16 protein-coding genes are annotated in these 16,381 nt (G+C 54.0%); 9 read left to right on the forward strand and 7 right to left on the reverse strand.

Going from position 1 to position 16,381, the window contains the following annotated elements:
* The first annotated feature begins 1 nt into the window (after position 1).
* Complete coding sequence (locus J4E05_RS13920; RefSeq protein ID WP_085588118.1) at positions 2 to 1,246, forward strand: ROK family transcriptional regulator; 1,245 nt, start codon at positions 2 to 4, stop codon at positions 1,244 to 1,246.
* A gap of 26 nt (positions 1,247 to 1,272) precedes the next feature.
* Here J4E05_RS13920 and gloB read toward each other — a convergent pair whose 3' ends face one another.
* Positions 1,273 to 2,043 (reverse strand): hydroxyacylglutathione hydrolase, encoded by a 771-nt coding sequence (gloB, locus tag J4E05_RS13925; RefSeq protein ID WP_349596576.1) that lies wholly within the window; start codon positions 2,041 to 2,043, stop codon positions 1,273 to 1,275.
* A gap of 111 nt (positions 2,044 to 2,154) precedes the next feature.
* Here gloB and J4E05_RS13930 point away from each other — a divergent pair, with 111 nt between their 5' ends.
* Entirely contained in the window at positions 2,155 to 2,976 is an 822-nt protein-coding gene (locus J4E05_RS13930; RefSeq protein ID WP_349596579.1) for a class I SAM-dependent methyltransferase, read from the forward strand.
* A 341-nt stretch (positions 2,977 to 3,317) separates the two neighbouring features.
* The gene (locus J4E05_RS13935) at positions 3,318 to 4,187 is read left to right on the forward strand and encodes a substrate-binding periplasmic protein (RefSeq protein ID WP_349596582.1); all 870 of its coding nucleotides are present in this window, start codon (positions 3,318 to 3,320) and stop codon (positions 4,185 to 4,187) included.
* 23 nt (positions 4,188 to 4,210) lie between these two features.
* Here the strand turns inward: J4E05_RS13935 and J4E05_RS13940 are convergent, their stop codons facing one another.
* From J4E05_RS13940 to petA, 4 genes are all read right to left on the reverse strand, one after another.
* Positions 4,211 to 4,837, reverse strand: a complete 627-nt coding sequence (locus J4E05_RS13940) for a LysE family translocator (RefSeq protein ID WP_349596585.1) — start codon at positions 4,835 to 4,837, stop codon at positions 4,211 to 4,213.
* Between the two features lie 229 nt (positions 4,838 to 5,066).
* The gene (locus J4E05_RS13945; protein WP_085588109.1) at positions 5,067 to 5,837 is read right to left on the reverse strand and encodes a cytochrome c1; all 771 of its coding nucleotides are present in this window, start codon (positions 5,835 to 5,837) and stop codon (positions 5,067 to 5,069) included.
* The gene (locus tag J4E05_RS13950) at positions 5,830 to 7,098 is read right to left on the reverse strand and encodes a cytochrome b (RefSeq protein ID WP_085588107.1); all 1,269 of its coding nucleotides are present in this window, start codon (positions 7,096 to 7,098) and stop codon (positions 5,830 to 5,832) included. The genes J4E05_RS13945 and J4E05_RS13950 overlap by 8 nt, the downstream gene beginning before the upstream one ends.
* 11 nt (positions 7,099 to 7,109) lie before the next feature.
* Entirely contained in the window at positions 7,110 to 7,658 is a 549-nt protein-coding gene (petA, locus tag J4E05_RS13955; protein ID WP_085588105.1) for a ubiquinol-cytochrome c reductase iron-sulfur subunit, read from the reverse strand.
* Positions 7,659 to 8,053: 395 nt separating this feature from the next.
* Between petA and J4E05_RS13960 the strand changes: the two genes are divergently transcribed.
* Both J4E05_RS13960 and hemF read left to right on the forward strand, forming a co-directional pair.
* A complete protein-coding gene (locus tag J4E05_RS13960; RefSeq protein ID WP_139835463.1) occupies positions 8,054 to 8,527 on the forward strand; it encodes a tRNA (cytidine(34)-2'-O)-methyltransferase in 474 nt (157 codons plus the stop codon).
* A complete protein-coding gene (gene hemF / locus J4E05_RS13965) occupies positions 8,524 to 9,387 on the forward strand; it encodes an oxygen-dependent coproporphyrinogen oxidase (protein WP_349596589.1) in 864 nt (287 codons plus the stop codon). The genes J4E05_RS13960 and hemF overlap by 4 nt, the downstream gene beginning before the upstream one ends.
* Positions 9,388 to 9,467: 80 nt before the next feature.
* Here hemF and J4E05_RS13970 read toward each other — a convergent pair whose 3' ends face one another.
* Entirely contained in the window at positions 9,468 to 10,928 is a 1,461-nt protein-coding gene (locus J4E05_RS13970) for a CoA transferase (protein WP_349596592.1), read from the reverse strand.
* A 91-nt stretch (positions 10,929 to 11,019) separates the two neighbouring features.
* Between J4E05_RS13970 and J4E05_RS13975 the strand changes: the two genes are divergently transcribed.
* On the forward strand, positions 11,020 to 12,231 hold the full coding sequence (locus tag J4E05_RS13975; protein WP_349596595.1) for a citrate synthase family protein: 1,212 nt from the start codon (positions 11,020 to 11,022) through the stop codon (positions 12,229 to 12,231).
* Positions 12,232 to 12,321: 90 nt separating this feature from the next.
* Here J4E05_RS13975 and J4E05_RS13980 read toward each other — a convergent pair whose 3' ends face one another.
* Positions 12,322 to 13,218 carry a branched-chain amino acid aminotransferase gene (locus J4E05_RS13980; RefSeq protein WP_349596598.1) on the reverse strand — a complete coding sequence of 299 codons (897 nt, stop codon included), beginning with the start codon at positions 13,216 to 13,218 and terminating at the stop codon, positions 12,322 to 12,324.
* Between the two features lie 113 nt (positions 13,219 to 13,331).
* On the opposite strand from J4E05_RS13980, the gene J4E05_RS13985 reads away from it, so the two are divergent.
* The 3 genes from J4E05_RS13985 (at position 13,332) to J4E05_RS13995 (ending at position 16,138) form a co-directional block, all read left to right on the forward strand.
* Positions 13,332 to 13,850, forward strand: coding sequence for a MarR family winged helix-turn-helix transcriptional regulator (locus J4E05_RS13985; protein ID WP_085588096.1), 519 nt, complete (start codon positions 13,332 to 13,334; stop codon positions 13,848 to 13,850).
* 159 nt (positions 13,851 to 14,009) lie between these two features.
* Positions 14,010 to 14,735: a response regulator gene (locus J4E05_RS13990; protein ID WP_349596602.1), complete on the forward strand. Its 726-nt coding sequence runs from the start codon at positions 14,010 to 14,012 to the stop codon at positions 14,733 to 14,735.
* Positions 14,736 to 14,827: 92 nt separating this feature from the next.
* The gene (locus J4E05_RS13995; RefSeq protein ID WP_349596604.1) at positions 14,828 to 16,138 is read left to right on the forward strand and encodes an ATP-binding protein; all 1,311 of its coding nucleotides are present in this window, start codon (positions 14,828 to 14,830) and stop codon (positions 16,136 to 16,138) included.
* Positions 16,139 to 16,381 lie beyond the last annotated feature (243 nt).

The following is a 16,381-nucleotide window of genomic DNA, read 5'->3' on the forward strand; positions in this document are numbered from 1 at the left end:
TATGCCTGAAAGTCAGAGCCCCGGCGCTGATCCGAGCGGTGCTGTGCCGGTTTATGCCGGACCGCATGGCGGTGGTGCAAATCAGATACGGGTGCGTGCTTATAACGAACGATTGTTGCTATCGCTGGTGCGGCGCACTGCGGGTTTGTCCAAGGCCGATATCGCCCGTTTATCCGGGTTATCGGCGCAAACCGCATCGGTTATTATTCGCGCGCTAGAGCAGGACGGGCTTTTGATGCGTGGTGACCCCGTGCGTGGCAAGGTCGGAAAACCGTCGGTGCCCATGGCCCTTAATCCCGATGGGGCCTATTCATTTGGCCTTAAGATCGGGCGGCGCAGCGCTGATCTGGTATGGATGGATTTTGTCGGTACGGTACGAGAACGGCGTATTGAAACCTATAAATACCCAACGCCGGAAACCATTCGCCAGTTTGTGCGAACCGCGATTGACAGCCTTGTTGCGAAAATGACGCCGGTTCAGCGTGCCCGCATTGCCGGGCTGGGTATTGCGGCGCCATTCGAACTGTGGAACTGGGTTGATGAAATGGGCGCCCCGGAACAGGACATGAATGCCTGGCGTGATATTGACCTGGTTGAAGATATTGGCGAAATCGTTTCGTTTCCGGTGTTTTTACAAAATGATGCCACGGCCGCCTGCGGCGCTGAGCTGGTGTTTGGCCAAGGTGCCAATTACGCCGATTTTGCCTATTTTTTTATCGGGTCATTTATCGGGGGCGGGGTTGTTTTAAACCAGGCCGTTTATGCCGGGCGCACGGGAAATGCCGGGGCTTTCGGGTCCATGCCGGTGGGGGACAGGGCCGGTAACCCGTCGCAATTGATTGATCAGGCATCGTTATTTGTTTTGGAAGAAATGCTTAATGCAGACGGTATCAACCCTGACCAGTTATGGCGCGACCCGGAAAGCTGGGGCGATATTGGCCCGCAGCTTGACCTATGGATTGCCCAGGCTGCCCGCAGTCTGGCTGTTGCGATAACATCGGTCTGTTCCGTGATCGATTTTGAAACCGTCATTGTTGATGGCGGCTTTCCCCCCTATGTGCGCGACCGTGTGGTCGCCGCGATTCGCGATGCCGTTACCGGGCTGGATTTGCAAGGCATCGCCATGCCCCGGGTAGAACCCGGGGTGGTTGGCAATGGTGCGCGTGCAATTGGTGCTGCCAGCCTGCCGCTGTTTTCACGTTATTTGCTGGACCAGAACGTGTTGTTCAAGCAGGTCGAGGGATGATCCCCCGACACGCCCGCACAGAATTGCTAAAAATTATCTTTTCGATAGCGAATTTCGGTAAAGACAATTTCGGCGGGCGCGCCTGACATCCCCAGGGCTTCACCAACCAGCGGGACATCGGCCCGTAAAAACGGGTTGGTGTCGATTTCTTCCCCAAGGGTAGAGGGAATGGTCGGGCGGTTTGCCTTGCGCAGGGTTTCAACGGCGCTGACGCGTGCCTGAAGGGCGGCATTTTCCGGCTCAATCGTCAGGGCAAAGCGGGCATTGGTCAGGGTGTATTCGTGACCGCAATAAAGCCGGGTTTCGACCGGCAAGGTGCGAAATTTGATCAGCGAATGCCACATTTGTTCGGCTGTGCCTTCAAACAGGCGACCACAGCCCAGTGCAAACAGGCTGTCGCCGGAAAACAGGGCCGAAACGGCCGGGAAATAAAAGGCGATATGCCCGGCGGTATGGCCCGGTACATCATATATGCCGGCTTCAAGCTCGCCGACCTTAACGGTGTCGCCTTCGGCAACGGTTTCATCCAGTCCGCCAATTTTATCGGCTTCGGCGGCGGGGCCAATAATTTTTGCCCCGAACTTTTCCTTAAGCTCGGCATTGCCACCCACATGGTCATTATGATGATGGGTGTTTAATATGATATCAAGCTGCCAGCCGTGCTTTGCCAGTTCGTCAATCACCGGGGCGGCATCGCCGGGGTCTATGACGGCGGTAACGCCGCTTGTGGCGCAGCGCAGCAGATAAATGTAATTGTCTGACCGGTTCGGGATCAGGATGATGTCACCTGCCGACATTTTTGGCCTCATTTGTTTGAAAATATGCCAAAGCCTAACAGGGTGGTGGCAAGGAAACAATTGCGCTGCAATTTGTTTCGCGCAATCGCCGGACAATGATAGGGTTTGACCATGCGTCAGGATGTTGTCGATTTACACCGGTTTTATGCTACCAGCCTGGGTCAGGCCGCCCGCCGGCTTATTCGCCGCCGGTTGCGCCTGATGTGGTCGGATGTGCGGGGCATGCGTGTGCTTGGGTTTGGCTATGCCACGCCGTATTTACGGCCGTTTTTGGGCGAAGCCGAACGGGTGATGGCATTTATGCCCGCCCCGCAGGGCTGTGTGCATTGGCCGGCTGGCGAAGCCAACCGTGTCGCCCTGACCGAAGAAACCATGTTGCCGCTGCCCGATAGTTCGGTTGACCGGATTTTGCTGGTGCATCTGGTGGAACATTCCGACTCGCAGCGCCGCCTGATGCGTGAATGCTGGCGTGTGCTAACGCCAAATGGCCGTATTGTGGTGCTAACACCAAACCGCAGCTCGTTATGGAGCTGGTCGGAAAATACGCCGTTTGGTTTTGGGCACCCTTATACTGTCAGCCAGCTTCAAAATCTGATGCGGGAAAACATGTTTTTGCCCGTGCAACATAGCCGGGCGCTGTTTTTGCCCCCGACGCGAAGCCGGTTTTTGCTGCGTTGGTCGCAAGGTATTGAAAATGTCGGGTCACGTCTGTTCAAGGCCTTTGCCGGTGTCAGTATTGTCGAGGCAGGCAAGCAGCTTTATGCCAGCACCGGGACACCGCAACATAAAAGGCGGCTGGTGCATATTCCGGTTACCGTGCCACCAATGCGCCCGGTCGATGGCAACCATGTTGGCAATAACAATGACCGGCATACTGACCCTGAAAACACAGCAGATGATGCGGCCTCGGTGACGGATCAGTCACAATTATAAACCTGGCAGGGACCGACGGCTTTTAACCCGGGCGTGATAACAGGGTTAAAAAGGGCCGGGATCAGAAATGGCGAGGCATCCTTGCTTCGTTAAAGCAGCAGGATTGCTCATGCCTTCCTGTTGCCAGTGGGGCTTTTGGTCAGCTTTCATCCATTTTGATTATGGTGGTAAGGTTCAAGGCCGTTTTGCCCTGAATATAATGCGGTTTATGCAAATATCACCGCACAGAGCGTTATGGTTGTGCATGTCTCGGTTTCGTCTATCGCAGTGGTCATGACCGGGCTTTGCTGTTATTTCAGGCGCCGCTTTCCCCATCATTGATCATTGGTTCGGACATCGTTATGTCGATGCGCTTTGCGCTTGCCGCAATTTTATTTTCTGGAATTGTTCTAATACGATCCGGGCCGGTGTGGGCTCAGACCGGTCGCCGTACTCCGTCTCAACCCTTGTTGCAAAGCCAGACCGCGAACGACATTGGCGGTATGCGTCGGCATATCGTTTTATATGGCGAGGAAAATGATCGACCCTATGCCTATTTGACCGGGGCGGTCATGACGGGGGCCTATACCGATATTTTGCGTCACGCAGCGGCACGGTTGCCCCAATATGATATCGAATTTGCCGGGGTACCATTCAAACGCGGTATTGAGATGTTGCAGCGGGGCGAGATTATGGCGTTTTATCCGCCGTATCTGGACCCGAAGCGAAGCTGGGTGGACCGGTATTCAGTTCCAATTCTCGATGAATCTGTTGTGGTGATATGCACAGACCAGTTTGCTCGTAACCGGGTTTTGACCGATTATCCGTTTGATTATATCGGCGCACGGTTTGGCAATACCTCGGGCTATAAGCTGGTGGGCGAAGATTTGTTTGAGATGGCGCGCCTGCACGAGGTTACCCTTGAAGAAGCCCATAGCACCGGGATCAATTTAAAGCGTCTGCTTGCTGGACGGATTGACTGTTATGTCAATGATCGGCAGGCAACGGCAACCGCTTTGGCGGAACTTGGGTTTGATCGTGCCGACCTTGCCGGGAAAATTGTGGAAACGGCTGTTTTGGGGGCCCATCAGGGGGCCATTGCCTATGCGCCGTCTGACGCGGATAAATGGCCTTATCGCGATGAATTTGCCAGGGCACTGGATGTGGTGCTGATGCAAATGCACAAGGATGGTGCTATCGACCAGATATTGCAGAGTTACCGGATATACTGATACCGGATTCCGGCGCGTGCAAATCACCGGTGGCTGGCGGCAAGCGCCAGGCCGAAGCTGACAAAAATGCTGCCGGCAACGCGGTCAAACCATTTGCGCGCGGAGCCAAGCAGGAAATCCTTGCTGCGTGCGGCCAGCATTGAATACCCCATGATCGATGAAAACGACAGTATGATAAATGTGGTGTCGAGGACGGCAAACTGCATCATCAGCGGGGCGTTGGGGTCCAGGAACATGGGGAACAGGGCGGTAAAAAAGGCAATTGCCTTGGGGTTGCTGGCCGAAATGAGAAAGCCGCGCATATAGCAGCGCAAGTAGCCAGAATGAACGGGGATGTGATCTGGCGCAATATCCATTGCAACCTTACCGCTGGCTTTCCACATTTTAATGCCCAGCCAGATCAGATAGGCGGCGCCGGCAAAGCGAATAACATCAAACAGGATCGCCGATGTCATAATCATGGCTCCCAACCCCATAGCCGAAAGTGCCCCCATTAACCCGGTTGCCGTCACACAACCCAATGCCCCGACCATCGATGTGGTCAGGTTATGGCGGATGCTGTTGGTAATGCCCAGCATCACAGCCGGGCCGGGCGTAAGAACAGCGATTAGAACGGCAATCAGATACAGGCCATATTGGTCCAGCGGCATAAACAGCATCCAGCAGCAAGGTGGTGGGGGCAGTGGCATGTGATGGCGGACATCTGATATGTCGGTGGCGAACGGTGAGCAACCATCATATTTCAGCTCGCAAGCACGATGATATTATTGTTAGCCCGATGATGTTTTCTCTCTATCACGACGTGCAAAAATTAAAAGCAAATAAAAAGGCCGCCGAATTGTTTCGGCGGCCTTTGATAACGGGTTGGAACCAAACAGATTAATGTTCGATTTTGGCCCAGATTTTACGTTTTACAGCATATAGCATCGCGGTTAGCACGATCAGGAACAACAGCACTTTCATGCCCATTGCCTTGCGGGCTTCAAGCTCCGGTTCGGCAATCCAGTTCAGGAACGCGGTAACGTCCTGGACTTCCTGATCAATGGTTGCTTCCGTACCATCGGTATATTCAACGTCATCACCGTAAAGGGGCGGTGGCATCGAAATCTGATGGCTGGCGAAGTAATGGTTGTAATACTTGCCCTCAGCCATTTCGACACCGGCCGGTGCCTCTTCTTCATAGCCAGTCAGCAGGGCATGGATGTAATCCGGGCCATGCGGGCGGGCTTTTGCCATCAGTGACAGATCGGGCGGTGTTGCCCCGCCATTGGCAGCGGCAGCTGCCTTGTCATTGGCGAACGGGTGCGGGAAGTGGTCAGACGGTTTTGCCGTACGGGTGAACATTTCACCATCGTCATTGGGGCCGTCCTGGACTTCATATTCCGCAGCAATCGCCTTGATCTGGTCATCGTTAAAACCGATGCCTTCCAGATTGCGAAATGCGAGATACCGCATGCTGTGGCAGCTTGCACAGACCGTTTTGAACACCTGGAAACCGCGTTGCAGTTGCGCACGGTCATAGGTGCCAAACAGGCCCTGCCAGCTCCAGTCCATTGCAGGCGGAACCACACCTTCAGATGCCTTTGAATTGTTGGCAAAAGCGGTCAGCGCGAATGCAGCAGCAATTGCGGTGAGAGCAAATTTACGCATTTGCACCTCCCTTGAGGACAGATTCGCTGATACTTGCCGGCAGCGGTTTGGGGCGTTCCATTTTGCCAACCACAGGCATCACAACCAGGAAATGCAGGAAGTAATACAATGTCGCCAACTGGCCCACTGTAATCACCTGAAGCCCGTGCAGGCCCATGAACGGATCGGCTGGCGATTTCGCACCGCAATAACCCAGAATGAAGCAATCAATGACCAGAATGACAAAAAACCATTTGTAAACCGGACGGAACCGCGAGCTGCGGACCTTTGATGTATCAAGCCAGGGAATAACGAACAGAACAATGATCGCAGCAAACATTGCCAGCACGCCCAGCAGTTTTGCCGGAATGCCAAGGAATTCGAAATCGATCGAACGCAGGATCGCGTAGAATGGCAGGAAGTACCATTCCGGCACGATATGTGCAGGGGTCGATAACGGGTTCGCCATAATGTAGTTGTCCGGCTCGCCAAAGAAGTTTGGCGCGAAGAACACAAAATACAGATAGATGATCAAAAACACGCCCATCCCGAACAGATCCTTGATCGTGTAATAGGGATGGAAAGGAATGCTGTCCTGCGGGGTTTTGATTTCAACGCCGGTCGGGTTGTTTGACCGTACCGCATGCAACGCCCAGACATGCAGGACAACAAGGCCCAGAATGACAAACGGCAGCAGGTAATGCAGCGAGAAGAAGCGGTTCAGCGTCGGGTTGCCAACCGAGAAACCGCCCCAAAGCCAGGTCACCAGCGGATCGCCAATAACCGGGAAGGCAGAAAACAGGTTGGTAATAACCGTTGCACCCCAGAAAGACATCTGGCCCCAGGGCAGAACGTAGCCCATGAATGCCGTTGCCATCATGGCGAGCAGGATCAGGATGCCGATCCACCACAGAACTTCACGCGGGGCTTTGTATGACCCGTAATAAAGACCACGGAAAATGTGGATATAGACGCAGATGAAGAACATGGATGCGCCATTGACGTGCAAATAGCGGATCAGCCAGCCATAATTCACGTCACGCATGATGCGTTCAACGGAATCAAATGCCATGTCGGCATGCGGCGTATAGTTCATCACCAGAAAGATCCCCGAAAGGATCATGGTCACCAGAACAAAACCGGCAAGGGAACCAAAGTTCCACATATAGGACAGGTTTTTCGGTGTCGGATATTCATAAGCGGCATGATGCACCATCGATATGATCGGAAGACGATCATCGACCCACTTTACCACTTTGTTATTCCATACAGGCGCGCTCATCTTACACTCCCTTAGCCGATCTTGACCGACGTGTCGGTGAGGAAGGTATAGGTCGGCACATGCAGGTTCTTCGGTGCCGGACCCTTGCGGATACGACCTGAACTGTCATAGTGCGACCCGTGACACGGGCAATACCAGCCGTCGAAGTCCCCGCGTGGTTCCCCGGTTGCGGTTCCCATCGGGATGCAGCCCAGGTGGGTGCAAACGCCGACGACAATCAGCCATTCTTTTTTCTTCACACGGGCATCGTCGGTCTCGGGATCGACCAGCTGGTTCAATGCCACGTCTTCAGCTTCTTTGATTTCCCGTTCGGTACGATGGCGGATAAATACGGGTTTACCGCGCCACATGACCTTGATGGCCTGACCGACGGCTATATTGGACAGGTTAACTTCGACCGAGGCCAGCGCCAGAACGTCCTTGGACGGGTTCATGCTGTCCACGAACGGCCACAGTGCCATACCGGTGCCAACGACACCGACAGCTGTGGTCGCAAGGGTCAGGAAATCCCTGCGGTTCTCGTCCGGCTTATCCCCGGATGATTGCACCGTTTGCGACATGATGTATTCCTCTTTCTGCCCCCAAAACAGGCATGCGGAATGCCTGAATTTACCGCAGGGATCATTGACTTATTTCAAATTGAAAAAAGTTATCTGTCCCCGTGGCCTTCAGGCCTGAATCGAATTTCGTATACTAACAATAATGGTCTTTGTTAAGGAGAAGTTGGCGGGAAAGGTGCGTATTAATAAACGCTGTGGTTTTGGAAGCATTATAAAAACCCTACGGCAAACAAGGCTTTTCCTAGCGCTGGTACCGGTTTCAGATACCCGCTATAACAAGCAGCTTAAGTTAAAGTCCGGTTCCAGAAGCGGGAAACTCCTGTAACGCTATGAAACTTTTGGTAACATTTTTTCGGACGGATTTACACAAAATTGCGCGAGTCTGTTGATCAATCATGAGAATTTGCCTGTTCGAACCTGATATTCCCCAAAATACCGGCACCATTTTACGTATGGCGGCCTGCCTGGGTGTTGGTGTCGATATTATCGAACCATGTGGTTTCCTGCTGACATCTGCCAGTCTGAAACGGGCCGGGATGGATTATCTTGATGCCGCCCAATATCACCGCCATGCCGATTGGCAGGCCTTTGAAGAAGCCCGCCAGACGGGGGCCTTGCCCGGTCGTCTGGTGTTGATGACGACGAAGGGGGCTGTGCCCTATTGTGATTTTGAATTTCGCCCCGACGATATTTTGATGCTGGGTGCCGAAAGCCGCGGCGTGCCAGACCAGGTGCATGAAAGTGCCGATGCCCGTGTTGTTATTCCGTTGCAGCCGGGAATGCGGTCCTTGAATGTCGCCATGGCCGCAGCTATGACCTTGGGCGAAGCCATGCGTCAAACCCACAGTTTTCCGGGAACCCCTGAATGACCGACGAAACCGCACGTCAAACAGAACGCCATAAATCACAGGCCGCCGACTGGTTTAAATCCTTGCGCGACCAAATCTGCGCCCGGTTTGAACAGCTTGAAGACAGCTATGCTGGCCCGCTGGCCGATCGCCCTGCCGGACGCTTCGAGCGGACACGCTGGGAACGCGGAGAAGGCCAGGGGGGCGGTGAAATGTCGGTCATGCGGGGCCGGGTATTTGAAAAAGTCGGCGTTAATATTTCAACGGTGCATGGTGAATTTTCTGAAAAATTCCGCAAGGAAATTCCCGGTGCGGATGAAAATCCCAATTTTTGGGCGGCGGGTATTTCACTGGTGGCACATCCCTGTTCGCCGCTGGTCCCTGCCGTGCATATGAATACCCGCCATATTGTGACGTCAAAGGCGTGGTTTGGCGGTGGGGCCGATCTTACCCCGGTTTTCCCCGATGATGCTGATACCGGCGATTTTCACGGTGCCTTTAAGGCTGCCTGTGATGTGCATGGCGAAGATTATTATGATCGCTTTAAAAAATGGTGCGACGAATATTTCTGGCTGCCGCATCGCAACGAAGCCCGCGGTGTTGGCGGCATTTTTTACGATTATCTGGAAGATGACTGGGATGCCAATTTTGCCTTTACCAGGGATGTCGGAAAGGCATTTCTGGATGTTTATCCCAGGTTGGTTGAACGTCATTACAACGATGACTGGTCGATGGACCAGCGCGAGGCACAACTGGTTAAACGCGGCAGATATGTTGAATTTAACCTGCTGCATGACCGGGGAACACGTTTTGGCCTGATGACCGGTGGCAATACCGAAGCGATCCTGATGTCATTGCCGCCCATGGCGAACTGGCCCTAGGGGACGCGGCGATAAATGTTAAATTCGATACAAGGCCTGTTTCAAGCAGGCCTTGTATATTTGTGAAGCATCGCTGCAGATTACCATTGCGGCGGGCTGGAGCCGAGGTGTTTGGCCGGGATGGTCCAGCCAATTGAGACCCCGTCGATTTCCAGTGGCGGCAGCAGCCTTTGCACTTTTCCCCAGCCTGTTTGTTCAACAGCTTGCCTGTAATCTGCATCCCCAAGTTCAGAAAATGAGCTGTTTGAGGGGGGCTTAAAGTCGGCCTTTGCGCGGTGCTGGCACAGCAATGCGGCTACGCGCGCAAGCGAGGTGCGGTATTGATGGACGTGTCCATTACGGTGGCGTTCGATCAGGCCGCGTATCGCGCAGGTGGCCAGAATGTAACCGGTCGCATGATCAAGGGCTTGTACGGGAAGGGGGCGGGGGCGATCGGATTTATATGTCTGCATACCTGCGTCGGCGATGCCGCTGCTCATTTGAACCAGACTGTCAAAGCCGCGCCGAAATTGCCATGGTCCGCGCCAGCCATAGGCGTTCAGGGCAACATCGATCAGGCCGGGATTAACGGCGCGTCGCGCCTCGCTTCCAAATCCCAGATGATCAAGTGCGTCTGCGCGATAGCCATGAACCAGAATATCCGCCTTAGCCAAAAGCGTGCGAAACAGGTCCCGATCATGATCTTCGTGCAAATCAAGTCGTGCGCACCGTTTGCCCAGGGCCACATCGGGGAGGGCTGAGGGTTCGTCCCATTCGGGGGGATCAATTCGTAAAATGTCGGCCCCAAACCCGGCAAGAAACCGGGTGGCAACAGGCCCGGCCAAAACCCGCGTCAGATCGAGAACCCGGACCCCGGCCAGTGGACGTTCGACAGAACCGCTTAAACCGTATTGTGACGTGCCAGGTGTTTTTGGCGCGGGCAAGTTTGTTTTTTTGGTAACATGTATCAGCGGATCATTGGAGACAGCCAGTCCCTGAGGATGGGTTTGCCATTCGCGAATGGAACGCATCGCGGCAGCACAGCCCTCTTTTTCGACAATCGCGGTTTCAAGGGCATTGATCGGCCAGTTTGCAACCGTGGCAGCAACGGTTGCCCGGTTTGCATCGCACGGCGCGATGCCAAGCACGGCAAGGGCGGCTTTGCGATGATGGGGGGCATTGGTATGCAGACGGATCCAGCCGTCCTCGCCTTGATAATCCCCGGCAATGGCGTTCCAGGTCGGTGCGGGCGTCCAGCCGACGGGACGATAGCTCGATGAAAACCAAGCCGAGGCAAGCCGTCTGTCAACGCGGACTTGCGGAATATTGGTGGGCATGCCGGTGTGGGACGGATGAGTATCTTTGTGTTGCAGAAGGCTGGCCAATTCGGCGATGGCTAGTCCCGCCGTGGCAATGGATGCCGTGGCCAGATCGGTCACGGCGAAGGCCGAGGGCAGCGCGCCGGGGCTTGTCTGTTTAATGGCCGGGGAAAATGCCGGATCACCATCAAGAGCATGCCAGATTTCGTCCACAAAACCGTCGAAGGAAAATGTGTGTGCCATTGCGGCCTCCTTGCCTGTCAATCAGGGCTATACAGCAGGCCATTTTAAATATATCGTCAATATTGATTATATAAATCAATGTATATTGACGATGAAAAACCAACACCCTGAAACATCATATTTCATCACCGCAGAAGAGGCCGCCGATCAGTTAGGTGTGTCGCGTGCAACGCTGTATGCCTATGTCAGCCGCGGGCTTTTGCGGGCGCATCCCACCGATGGCGATAGCCGCCGTAACCGCTATGCGCGTGATGATGTTACCGAACTGGCGGGCAAACGCCGGCGCGGGCGCAAACCGGTTGATATTGCCAAATCAACACTGGATTGGGGGACGCCTGTTCTCGAATCGGCGATCACGTTAATTCGGGACGGGCAGCTTTATTATCGCAGTAATAACGCTATTGATTTGTCAGAACGGGCCACTCTGGAAGATGTTGCCAGTTTGCTGTGGGATCTGCCGCGATCCGCAGGGGCGGAAATTCAGCCTTTGGTTTTGCCTGATGGCTGGCACCAGTTAAAAACCCATTATGCAAAAATCCCGGTGATTGAGGCGCTGTTGCCGTTGTTTGCTATCGCATCGGAAGATGGTGAAACGGGCATTTGGCAGCGTGATGAAACACGCCTTGCCACGGGTGCGGCAACGTTGTTAGGCGCCTTGTTTGCCTGTGTTACCGGGCGCAGTCCGGATCATCAACCTTTGCATGTTCAGTTGGCGACGGCGTGGGGGCTGGATGCGGTTGGGGCGGATTTGGTGCGCCAGGCGCTTGTGCTGTGCGCTGATCATGAATTAAATGCCTCAAGTTTCACGGCAAGATGTGTCGCCTCGACCGAGGCCAGTTTGCGGATGGCGATTATTGGCGGTCTGGCTGCGTTAAGTGGCGGTCGACATGGTGGCATGACCGAGCGGATCGAAACCGCCTGGCTGGCGATTGATCCGCACAACATGACCTTGCATATGCGGCGTCAGTTGGCAGCAGGTGTTGAATTTCCGGGTTTTGGTCATCCGCTTTATCCGGCAGGGGATGTACGGGCCAACGCCCTGCTGACTGCGATCCTGCCGCAATTTAATTTTGCAAATGAAATTGTCGATACCATGGGCACCTTGACCGGCAAGGCACCCTCCATCGATTTCGCGCTCGTGGCGATGCGGCGTTATCTTGGTTTACCCGAAGGGGCGGCATTTTGTGTTTTCGCGCTGGGGCGGTCGGTTGGCTGGATTGCCCATGCACTTGAACAGCGACGCCAGGGGCAATTGATCCGACCGCGCGCGGTGTATGTTGGCCCGGATCCCGTGGCGAGTTGAGGGCACTGACATGTTTTATAACCCCGTGCAGACAAGGAAAAAGCCCGACGGTGTAAGCGTCGGGCTTTGGCCGAATGGAATTTGGCAGAATTATTCGGCGGCGACGGCTTCTTTTTGCCCGGTCACCAGCGCCATATAGTCTTCCATCAGGGTTTTGGAAATCTGGCCAGGTGTGAACTTATACTGGCCGATTTCGGAAACCGGGGTGACTTCGGCGGCGGTGCCGGTCAAAAAGCATTCTTCAAATTCCGCCATTTCTTCTGGCAGAATGGTACGTTCAATGACGTCGATGCCATGGGCCTTGGCCAGATCGATCACGGTACGGCGGGTAATACCGTTCAGGAAGCAATCCGGGGTGGGGGTGTGGAGTTTGCCTTCTTTGACAAAAAACACATTGGCACCGGTGGCTTCGGCAACATGACCGCGATAATCAAGCAGCATGGCATCGGCATAGCCCTTGCGCTCGGCTTCATGTTTGGACAGGGTGCAAATCATGTAAAGGCCGGCGGCCTTGGCATTGATCGGCGCGGTGTTCGGTGCCGGGCGTGCCCATTTTGACAGGTCCAGACGAATGCCTTTCAGGCGTTCTTCGGGTTTGAAATAGCTGGGCCACTGCCAGGTGGCGATGGCAACATTGATTTTGGTGGTTTGGGCAGCAACACCCATCATTTCGCTACCGCGCCATGCAATGCGGCGCACATAACCATCAACAATGTTGTTGGCTTTGAGCGTTTCCATCACGGCTGCGTCAAGTTCGGTTGAACTGTAGGGAATGGTCATATCAAGGATTTTGCCCGATTTGATCAGGCGTTCGCCATGCTCGGCCAGTTTGAAAACTTTACCGTTATAAGCACGTTCCCCTTCAAACACAGCACTGGCATAATGCAGCGCATGGCTCAGGACGTGCAGGGTGCTGTCACGCCAGGGTTTGAGTTCGCCGTTAAACCAGATAAAACCGTCGCGGTTATCAAAGGTGGGAGTCGTCATTTGCCAAATTCCATTTAAAAGGGTCGCTTGAACGTAACTTTATGTCCCTAAACATGTAGCCGAAGTAACATTCATAGATTAATATGTCAATATAACTGACATAACGGAACAGCATGGCAGATATCTCGACACGCAAGGTCAATCCGCTTTTCCTCCGCGAGGAAGAGCTTCGTCAGGGCATGGAACTGTTGTTTTATGCCTATCGTGATTTCACGGCCGAAGCCGATTTGCTATTGGAGCAATATAATTTCGGGCGCGCCCATCATCGGGTTATTCATTTCGTCAGCCGCAATCCCGGCATCAATGTCAGCGATCTTCTGGCGATTTTGCAAATCACCAAACAATCGCTGTCACGCGTGCTAAGCCAATTGGTACGCGAAGGTTTTATCGAGCAGAAAACCGGTGTGCAGGATCGTCGCCAGCGCCTTTTGACCGTGACGGAAAAAGGCGAGGAACTTGAACGCAAGCTATCGGAAAATCAGCGCACCCTGATTGCCAATGCCTATCGCGAAGCCGGGGCAGAAGCAGTCGAAGGGTTCCGCAAGGTGATGCTGGGAATGCTCGGTGCCAGTGACCGCGCGCGCTTTGACGATGAATTTTTGCCAAACGGGTTGCGACGGCGTCAGGGTTAGGCTTTCTTTTTTGCCAGCGGCGGGTTTGGCCCGCTGTGCCGGATGTTTTGCCGGTGCCGGTTTCAAGGGTATATTGTTGCGTATCGGGCATGGGGTGGCATTGGTTCATACCTATCGATATGGCACTGTTGATATGGCAGATACGACAAGGTGAAGTGAATGGACGAAATCGGGTCGCCGCATATTCTGGTGGTGGATGACGATGACAGGTTGCGCGATTTGCTAAAGCGCTATCTGGGTGAAAACGGTTTCATGGTAACCGTTGCCCGGGACGCGCAAGAAGCCCGGGCCCGGCTTGAGGGGCTGGAATTTGATTTGCTGGTGATCGATGTTTTGATGCCCGGCGAACGCGGTGTTGACCTGGCAAGATCGTTGCGTGACCGGGGCATGACAGTGCCGATCATGATGTTAACCGCACTGTCCGAAACCGAAGACCGGATTGCAGGGCTGGAAGCCGGGGCCGATGATTATCTGGCAAAGCCGTTTGAACCGCGCGAGCTTGTTTTGCGCATAGAGGCGATTTTGCGCCGCTATAGTGTGCAGCCTGAAACCGATATATCGCCCGCACAGGAAATATCGGTGGTGGCATTTGGCGACTTCCGTTTTGATATGGATCGTATGGTTTTGCAACGCGATGACGAACATGTTTATCTGACGACAGCTGAACAGGATTTGTTAATGGCACTGGCGCGACGCACCGGGCAAACCACAACCCGCGAACAGCTTTTTGATTTGATCGGAGGCAACGGCAGCGGCGATCCTGCGGCGTCACGCAGCATTGATGTGCAGGTAACCCGGTTGCGCCGCAAACTTGAAGATGACCCAAAACAGCCAAGATACTTGCAGACAGTACGCGGTCGGGGATATGTCCTTTATACAGATTGAACTGCTGCATTGCAGTGAACGCGATTAATGACCGATCAAATCGATAAAGGGTGACGGTTTTGGGCAACGCTTATTCCGGATGGATCAAATCTTTGCTGCCGACAGGCTTGCTGGGCCGGTCCTTGCTGATCCTGATGACGCCAATGCTTTTGTTGCAGATCGTTACGGTGCTGATTTTCTTTGAACGGCACTGGGATACTATTGCACGTCAGCTTAGCCGGGGTTTGGCGGGGGATGTTGCCTATGTGGTCGATTATATCGGCCAATATCCGGATCAGGCGCATTTTGACGCATTGGTCGACAATGTGCGCCGCCGCATGCAGCTTGATGTGGTTTTTGAACCCGACGCCATTTTGGAAAAACAAATCACCGAACCGCCTTATGGCCTGGTATCGGAAGAATTGTTTACCGCCCTTAAGGAACGCCTTGACCGGCCTTTCTATTTTGATCTGGAAATAGATGACCGTTTACTTGAAATTCGGGTGCAATTGCGTGACGGGGTGTTATCAATTGTGGCCCCGCGCAAGCGCCTTTATACCTCGACCACATATATTTTCTTTATGTGGATCGCGGGCACAGCCCTGATTTTATATGGGGTGGCGGTGTTGTTTATGCGCAATCAGGTGCGCCCGATCCGCCGCCTTGCCAAGGCGGCCGACCAGTTCGGGCGTGGTGTAAATGTCGACGAGTTCAAACCTGAAGGGGCGTCTGAGGTGCGGCTTGCCGCAGCATCCTTTATATCGATGCGCGATCGTATCCATCGTCATTTATCACAACGAACGGCCCTGTTGGCCGGGGTCTCGCACGATTTGCGCACGCCCTTAACGCGCATGAAGCTGGAACTGGCGATGCAGGGCATGTCGCCGGGGGTAGATGCGCTTAAGCAGGACGTGCTCGATATGGAGCGCATGGTCGATGCCTATCTGGCATTTGCCCGCGGCGAGGAAGGTGAGCAGGCCGTTGAAACCGATATTGGCAAATTACTGACCGACCTTGTGGGCGAGGCCCTGCGGGATGGCCAGCAGATAGATTTGCATATCGAAGATAACCAGATGATGGAACTGCGCCGCCAGTCTGTTCGCCGCTGTGTTGCCAATATTATTGGCAATGCCGGGCGATATGCCGCCAACCTGTCGATCCGGGCGGGGCGGCGTGGCAATGACTTTGAAATTATCTTTGACGATGATGGCCCCGGTATTCCGGCCGATAAACGGGAAGACGTTTTCAAACCGTTTTTCCGGCTTGAGGAATCGCGTAATCAGGCGACTGGCGGTGTTGGCCTGGGCATGACCATTGCACGCGACTCTGCCCGTGGGCATGGCGGCGAAGTTTTGCTGGAAGATGCACCGGGCGGGGGTTTGCGTGTGCGCCTTGTGCTGCCAATTGGCCATCAATTACGGTAATTGATAATGGGCCTTGCAGCTTTTGGGTTGGTTTTGTTGATCCCCCATAGGTATCAAGCAGAATATAGAAGGCACGATCCGTTAGCGGATCGTGCCTTTTTATTGAAATCTGCTTGATATCTTCAGTTCTATGCGAACGGCTTATTGGGCAAATCACGGGCTTTAAAAATGCCCGTCCGCCCATCCATCCGGTGTTTTGCGGGCCGGTTTTGGCCGGTGCAGTTTGAAACGAGTTTTTGCAGC

Origin of the sequence: Thalassospira sp. NFXS8, assembly GCF_040148805.1 — a bacterium.
Classification (GTDB): domain Bacteria; phylum Pseudomonadota; class Alphaproteobacteria; order Rhodospirillales; family Thalassospiraceae; genus Thalassospira.

Coding starts and splice junctions, on each gene's coding strand:
- J4E05_RS13920 (WP_085588118.1), top strand. CDS start 2: ATGCCTGAAAGTCAGAGCCCCGGCGCTGATCCGAGCGGTGCTGTGCCG.
- gloB (WP_349596576.1), bottom strand. CDS start 2,043: ATGTCGGCAGGTGACATCATCCTGATCCCGAACCGGTCAGACAATTAC.
- J4E05_RS13930 (WP_349596579.1), top strand. CDS start 2,155: ATGCGTCAGGATGTTGTCGATTTACACCGGTTTTATGCTACCAGCCTG.
- J4E05_RS13935 (WP_349596582.1), top strand. CDS start 3,318: ATGTCGATGCGCTTTGCGCTTGCCGCAATTTTATTTTCTGGAATTGTT.
- J4E05_RS13940 (WP_349596585.1), bottom strand. CDS start 4,837: ATGCCGCTGGACCAATATGGCCTGTATCTGATTGCCGTTCTAATCGCT.
- J4E05_RS13945 (WP_085588109.1), bottom strand. CDS start 5,837: ATGCGTAAATTTGCTCTCACCGCAATTGCTGCTGCATTCGCGCTGACC.
- J4E05_RS13950 (WP_085588107.1), bottom strand. CDS start 7,098: ATGAGCGCGCCTGTATGGAATAACAAAGTGGTAAAGTGGGTCGATGAT.
- petA (WP_085588105.1), bottom strand. CDS start 7,658: ATGTCGCAAACGGTGCAATCATCCGGGGATAAGCCGGACGAGAACCGC.
- J4E05_RS13960 (WP_139835463.1), top strand. CDS start 8,054: ATGAGAATTTGCCTGTTCGAACCTGATATTCCCCAAAATACCGGCACC.
- hemF (WP_349596589.1), top strand. CDS start 8,524: ATGACCGACGAAACCGCACGTCAAACAGAACGCCATAAATCACAGGCC.
- J4E05_RS13970 (WP_349596592.1), bottom strand. CDS start 10,928: ATGGCACACACATTTTCCTTCGACGGTTTTGTGGACGAAATCTGGCAT.
- J4E05_RS13975 (WP_349596595.1), top strand. CDS start 11,020: ATGAAAAACCAACACCCTGAAACATCATATTTCATCACCGCAGAAGAG.
- J4E05_RS13980 (WP_349596598.1), bottom strand. CDS start 13,218: ATGACGACTCCCACCTTTGATAACCGCGACGGTTTTATCTGGTTTAAC.
- J4E05_RS13985 (WP_085588096.1), top strand. CDS start 13,332: ATGGCAGATATCTCGACACGCAAGGTCAATCCGCTTTTCCTCCGCGAG.
- J4E05_RS13990 (WP_349596602.1), top strand. CDS start 14,010: ATGGACGAAATCGGGTCGCCGCATATTCTGGTGGTGGATGACGATGAC.